General features: G+C 68.1%; 5 protein-coding genes. 1 reads left to right on the top strand and 4 read right to left on the bottom strand.

Going from position 1 to position 6,559, the window contains the following annotated elements:
* A partial coding sequence (locus BP26_RS0120770; protein WP_157572672.1) for a transposase occupies positions 1 to 289 on the top strand: 289 nt, incomplete at its 5' end.
* A 43-nt stretch (positions 290 to 332) separates the two neighbouring features.
* On the opposite strand, the gene purL is transcribed toward BP26_RS0120770, so the two are convergent.
* The 4 genes from purL to phoU form a co-directional block, all read right to left on the bottom strand.
* Entirely contained in the window at positions 333 to 4,181 is a 3,849-nt protein-coding gene (gene purL / locus BP26_RS0120765; protein ID WP_029922481.1) for a phosphoribosylformylglycinamidine synthase, read from the bottom strand.
* Positions 4,182 to 4,185: 4 nt separating this feature from the next.
* A complete protein-coding gene (locus BP26_RS0120760; protein ID WP_211254997.1) occupies positions 4,186 to 4,950 on the bottom strand; it encodes an MBL fold metallo-hydrolase in 765 nt (254 codons plus the stop codon).
* Between the two features lie 54 nt (positions 4,951 to 5,004).
* Complete coding sequence (locus BP26_RS0120755) at positions 5,005 to 5,346, bottom strand: DUF1820 family protein (protein WP_029922479.1); 342 nt, start codon at positions 5,344 to 5,346, stop codon at positions 5,005 to 5,007.
* Positions 5,347 to 5,752: 406 nt separating this feature from the next.
* Entirely contained in the window at positions 5,753 to 6,454 is a 702-nt protein-coding gene (phoU, locus tag BP26_RS0120750) for a phosphate signaling complex protein PhoU (RefSeq protein WP_029922478.1), read from the bottom strand.
* Positions 6,455 to 6,559 lie beyond the last annotated feature (105 nt).

Below are 6,559 nucleotides of genomic sequence, written 5' to 3'. Positions count from 1 at the left end.
CTTTGTGGCCTATACCGGCCTGGATCCCCGGCCAATGGATTCCGGCCAGAAATCCGGCCGCCGGCGCCTGTCCAAACGTGGCCCCGCAGAATTGCGCCGGCTGCTCTACAACGCCGCCATGTCCGCCGCAAAAACCAAAACCTGGAGGCCTTTCTACCAGCGCCAGCGCGCAAAAGGCCTCTCCACAACCGCCGCCCTGGTCATCCTGGCTCGCAAGATCGCCCGCATCGCCTGGTCCATCCACCGACACCACACTTCCTTCAATCCTCAGGTGCTCTTGGCAGTTTGACCAAAACCATAGAATCTCAGGATGACAGTCCCCCGAAGAGCAGCTAGCCCCGCTCCTTCACCCAGTTCCGCGCATTGACGAACATCTGGAACCACGGCGTCTTGTCCGTCCACTGCTGCGGCCACCAGGATCCGACGGTGCCGGCGATGCTGCGCTCCGGATGCGGCATCAGGATGGTGACGCGGCCGTCCGCGTTGCAGATGCCGGTGACGCCTTCGACGGCGCCGTTGGGATTCTGCGGATAGCGCGACGCCACCTGGCCGCGGTTGTCGATGAAGCGTAACGCCAGCTGGTTCGCGCCGCGCAGCGCGCCGAGGTCGGCGGCGGCGGTGAAGTCCGGGCGGCCTTCGCCGTGGGCGACGGCGACCGGCAACTTCGACCCGGCCATGCCGGCGAAGAACAGGGAGCGGCTCTCGGTGACCTCGACCATGGTCCAGCGCGCCTCGAACTGCTCGGGGCGGTTGCGGCGGAACGCCGGCCAGTGCGCGGCGCCCGGCACGATGTCCTTCAAGGCGGCGAACATCTGGCAGCCGTTGCACACGCCGAGGGCGAAGCGATCGGGGCGCGCCAGGAAGGTCTGGAACTGCTCGCGGGCACGGGCGTTGAACAGGATCGACTTGGCCCAGCCCTGTCCGGCGCCGAGCACGTCGCCGTAGGAGAAGCCGCCGCAGGCGACGAGGCCGGCAAAGCCGTCGAGGGTGACGCGACCTTCCAGGATGTCACTCATGTGCACGTCGACGCTGTCGAAGCCGGCGGCGTGGAAGGCGTAGGCCATTTCGATGTGCCCGTTGACGCCCTGCTCGCGCAGGATGGCGACGCGCGGGCGGCGGGCGGCGATGAGATTGGGCGCGCCGACCGGCTGGAAGCTTAGCTGCACGCTGAGGCCTGGATCGGCGGCGGCGCCGACGCTTTCGAATTCCTCGCGGGCGCAGTCCGGATCGTCGCGCAGGGCGGCCATGCGGTAGCTGGTTTCGGCCCAGGTCTTGTGCAGCTTTTCACGCGCGGCGGCGTACAGCTCGCGGCCGCCGTGGCGGATCGCCACACGGTCGTCGCCGGAGGGCGCGCCGATGTCGGCGACGGTGAGGCCGCCACCTGCGAGCTGCGCCAGCACGTCCTTGGCATCCGCCGCGCGCACCTGCAACACCATGCCGAGTTCTTCGCTGAACAGGGCGGCATGCGGGTCGGCGCCGAGACCATCGAGCGTGACTTCGACACCGCAATGGCCGGCGAAAGCCATTTCACAGAGTGTGGCGTAGAGGCCGCCGTCGCTGCGGTCGTGGTAGGCCAGCAGCTTGCCGGCGGCGTTGAGGCGCTGCACCTGGATGAAGGCATGCTTGAGCTGCTGCGCATCGTCGAGGTCCGGGGCCAGGTCGCCGACGGCGTTGTAGACCTGGGCCAGGGCGGAACCGCCGAGGCGGTTCTTGCCGTTGCCGAGGTCGACCAGCAGCAGACGCGTCTCACCTTTGTCGGTGCGCAGCTGCGGCGTCAGCGAGGCGCGGACGTCTGCGACCGGCGCGAAGGCGGAGACGATCAGGGTCAGCGGCGCGGTCTGGGTGCGCGATTCGCCGTCCTGCTTCCATACCGAGCGCATCGACAGAGAGTCCTTGCCCACCGGGATGGCCAGGCCGAGCTGCGGGCACAGTTCCTCGCCCACGGCGCGCACCGTGTCGTACAGGCGCGCGTCTTCGTCGCCGTAGCCGGCGGCGGCCATCCAGTTGGCGGAGAGGCGCACGTCGCTGAGCTTGCCGATGCGCGCTGCGGCGATATTGGTCACGGCTTCGCCGACCGCCATGCGGCCGGAAGCGGCGGCATCGAGCAGCGCCAGCAGCGGCCGCTCGCCCATCGCCATGGCTTCGCCGGTGACGGCTTCGAAGCCGGTGGCGGTGACGGCGCAGTCGGCTACCGGCACCTGCCAGGGACCGACCATCTGGTCGCGCACGGTGAGGCCGCCGACGGTGCGGTCGCCGATGCTGATGAGAAAGGTCTTGGCGGCGACGGCGGGCAGGCGCAGCACGCGCTGCGCGGCTTCGGCAAGGTCGATGGCGCGATGGTCGAACGCCTCGAAGCGCGCGGGGGCACGCTTGGTGGTGCGCTGCAGGCGCGGCGATTTGCCCAGCAGTACCTGCATCGGCATGTCCACCGCCGCGGCCTTGCCGGGCTCGTCGACCAGCAGGCGCTGCTCGGTCCTGGCTTCGCCGACCACGGCGTAGGGGCAGCGCTCGCGCGCGCAGATCTTTTCGATCAGTCCGAGCTGATCGGCGGCGACCGCCAGCACGTAGCGCTCCTGCGCCTCGTTGCACCAGATTTCCATCGGCGACAGCGAGGGATCGGCACACTGGATGTCGCGCAGGTGGATGGTGCCGCCGCGATCGTCGGCATGGATCAGTTCCGGCAGAGCGTTGGAGATGCCGCCGGCGCCGACGTCATGGATCGACAGGATGGGGTTGGCTTCGCCAAGGGCCCAACAGGCGTCGACCACTTCCTGGCAGCGCCGCTCCAACTCCGGGTTGGCGCGCTGCACGGAAGCGAAGTCGAGGTCGGCGGAGCTGCTGCCGGTGGCCATGCTGGAGGCCGCGCCGCCGCCCAGGCCGATCAGCATGGCGGGGCCGCCGAGCACGATCAGCTTGGCGCCGATCGGAACCGCCAGCTTCTGCACGTGGCCTTCGCGGATGTTGCCGTAGCCGCCGGCGATCATCACCGGCTTGTGGTAGCCGCGCAGGCTGCCGTCCGGCAGGCGCGCTTCGTAGGTGCGGAAATAGCCGTTGAGGTTGGGACGGCCGAATTCGTTGTTGTAGGCGGCGGCGCCGATGGGGCCGTCGAGCATGATGGTGAGGGCCGAGGCCATGTTGGCCGGCTTGCCGAGATTCGCTTCCCAGGGCTGCTCGAAGCCGGGGATGCGCAGGTTGGAGACGGTGAAGCCGCACAGGCCGGCCTTGGGGCGCGCGCCGCGGCCGGTGGCGGCCTCGTCGCGGATCTCGCCGCCGGCGCCGGTGGCGGCGCCCGGATGCGGCGAGATGCCGGTGGGATGGTTGTGCGTCTCCACCTTCATCAGGATGTGCACCGGCTCGGTGTGCAGGGCGTAGCGGTGCTCGCCGTCGGCGAACATGCGTGCGGCCGTGTTGCCGGCGATGACGGCGGCATTGTCCTTGTAGGCGGAGAGCACACCTTCCGGCGTCGCCGCGTGCGTCACCTTGATCATCTCGAACAGGGTGCGCGCCTGCGCTTCACCGTCGATGGTGAAGTCGCCGTTGAAGATCTTGTGGCGGCAGTGCTCGGAATTGATCTGCGCGAACATCATCAGTTCGGCATCGGTCGGGTTGCGCCCGGCGTGGCTGAAATGCTCCACGAGATAGTCGATCTCCTGCGCCGACAGGGCCAGGCCCCAGTCGCGGTTGGCGGCTTCCAGGGCCGACTTGCCGCCGGCCAGCACTTCGACCGTGCGCAGCTGGCGCGCCGGCTGGTGCGCGAACACGCCGGAGAGTTGCTCGGCACTCAGCATCACGCTCTCGGTCATCGGATCGTGCAGCTCGGCCCACAGCGACTGCGGCAGGGACTGCACGCCGGAGAAGAAATAGGCGCGGCCGCGCTCGATGCGCTCGACCCCGGCCAGGCCGCAGACCTTGGCGATGTCGGTGGCCTTGCTCGACCAGGGCGACAGCGTGCCCAGGCGCGGCACCACGAAGGCGGTGCAGTCTGCCGCCGGGAAGGGCCTGGCCTCGGCGTCCAGCAGCCGCGCCAGGGAGGCGCTGTCGGCCAGCTCGCCTTCGACCATGAAGAAATCCAGCACCTGCACCGCGGACAGGCCGGGCGCCTGCGGCGCCAGCTGCTGCTGCAGGCGCTCGATGCGGAACTTGGAAAGGCTTGCGCCGCCGACAAACAGGTAAACGCTCATGGGATCAGCTCAGTTCACGCCACGCCAGTCCGTCCCGCTGGTGCGCGCAGACGATCCAGTCCGGCTCGCAGTCCAGCGCTTCGGCGGCGGCACGCAGGGCGTGCTCCGGCGTGTTGTTGGTTTCGGAAATGTGGGTCAGCACCAGGTGTTTCAAGCGGCTGCAGTCGAGCGAGCCGAGCAGTTCCCCGGCCTGCGCATTGCTGAGGTGGCCGCGGTCGCCCAGCACCCGCCGCTTCAGCGGCGCGGCATAGGGGCCGTTCCGCAGCATCTCGACGTCGTGATTGAATTCCAGCAGCAGGGCGTCGCAGCCGCTCAGGGCGCGCCGCATGTGGCTGGTCACCGAGCCGGCGTCGGTCAGCACGCCGACGCGGAAAGCGCCGTCGCTGAACACGTGCTGGCAAGGCTCGCGCGCGTCGTGCGGCACCGGGTAAGGACGGATCTGCAGGTCGCCGATCTCGAACGGGTCGTGCGGGTTCATGCGGTGCACGAGTTGCCGCGGCGGGTCCTTCCAGCCGGCCAGCGAGCCCGCCGTCAGCCATACCGGCAACTGGTAGCGCAGGGCCAGCGGCCCCACTCCGCTGATGTGGTCGGCGTGCTCGTGCGTCACCACGATGGCGGCGAGGTCCGCGGCGTTGACGCCGAGGCGCTCCAGACGCTGCTCCGACTCGCGCAAGCCAAGGCCGCAGTCGAGCAGGATGGTGGTGCGGCCGGCCGAAATCAGGGCGGCGTTGCCCTTGCTGCCGCTGCCGAGGTAGGCGAAGCGCATCATCGCAAGGCACCCTCAGATTTCCCGCTGTGCCGGGCCAAGGGCAGCACTGGAAACTTACTTCTTATGCTCGCCTCCACCACCGGTGAACACCGGGAACGGCATGACCTTGGCCGAATCGCCATTGACCGCATGGATCCGCGCCTGCCCCTGCTTGCTGACCTCGTCGATGCGCACGATGGAGTGGACCGGCACATAGGTCCGTTCGACATTGGCGAATTCGGTCTTGAGCTTTTCCTCGGATGGATCGACCAGCAGGGTGGTCTTCTCCCCGAACACCAGCTTCTCGATCTCGACGAAGCCCAGCATGCCGCCATGGCTGATCTTCCGGGCATAAACCTCGTAGACCTGGCCCTGGTTGAGGAAGGTCACACGGTAGAGACGCTGGGTGCTGCTCATTCGGGTAGCCAAGGGCGGGGCGGGCCTATTTTAACGAACTTGCCGCATTCGGGGGCGCTTCAGGCGGGAAAAGGCCGCCGATCGGGTGGTTTTGGCGCCGGAAGGCGTGGTTGGGGGCGGTTTTGCGGGTGGGGAACAGATTGCGACAAATGGACCATGGGTGCCATGCGTGCCAAGGGTTTTTGTTGGCACGCATGCGGCGAGGGATGCTGCTTTGCGCCGGGAATAAGGCGGGAAAGTGCCGGGACTACGGGGCTGCATCCGTGCGGCGGGGACAGCAAAACTGGATCCCCGCCTGCGCGGGGATGACGCTGGGGACGGGTTCCGAGCTTGGCCCCTCGATACAAATCGCTGCGCGATTCACTCGGGGCGAACGGAGTTGGGTGTTGCCTGACGGGAAAGCGTCTCAGACGACGCCGGCGTCGGACAGGTCGCCCCGGGGCCGCGTGCCCTGCGGCAGCTCGCCCTTGATCATGAAATTGACCGTCTCGGCGATGTTGGTGGCGTGATCGCCGATGCGCTCGATGTACTTGGCGCAGAACAGCAGGTGGGTGGAGAAGGTGATGTTGCGCGGGTCTTCCATCATGTAGGTGAGGAGCTCGCGGAACAGCGCGGTATAGAGGGCGTCGATTTCCTCGTCGCGCTTCCACACCGCCATGGCCTCCGTGGCATCACGGCGGACGTAGCTGTCGAGCACGTCCCTGATCTGCACCAGGGCCAGGTTGGCCATCTGCTCGACGCGGCGCATCAGCTGGTTGGGGTCCGACTCGCTGCCGAGGGCGGTGTAGCGACGGGCGATGTTCTTGGCGAAGTCGCCGACGCGCTCGAGGTCGATGGAGATGCGCAGGGCGGCGACGATTTCGCGCAGGTCGCCGGCCAGCGGCGCGCGCTTGGCGATCAGCTGGATGGCCAGTTCCTCGATGCGGCGCTCCAAGGCATCCACTTCACCGTCGGCGGTGATGACGCTGGCGGCCAGGTCCTTGTCGCGCCGGATCAAGGCGTCGATGGACGCGCGGATCTGCCGTTCGGCCAGGCCGCCCATTTCGGCGACCAGTTGCGACAGGTCGTGCAGTTCCTCGTCGTAGGCTCGCAGCGTGTGCTCGGTCATGACATCGCCTCCTGATACTGATGGTTACGGCATCCACTCGGACGCCCGCGACGACTCGCCGCCGGGGGAAGACCGCTGCAATGACCCGACGCAGGCGGCCGCCGG

This window comes from Nevskia soli DSM 19509 (genome assembly GCF_000711955.1).
GTDB classification, from domain to species: Bacteria; Pseudomonadota; Gammaproteobacteria; order Nevskiales; family Nevskiaceae; genus Nevskia; species Nevskia soli.
The sequence above is the reverse complement of the archived record's forward strand: the minus strand, read 5'-3'. Positions and strand labels throughout refer to the sequence as shown.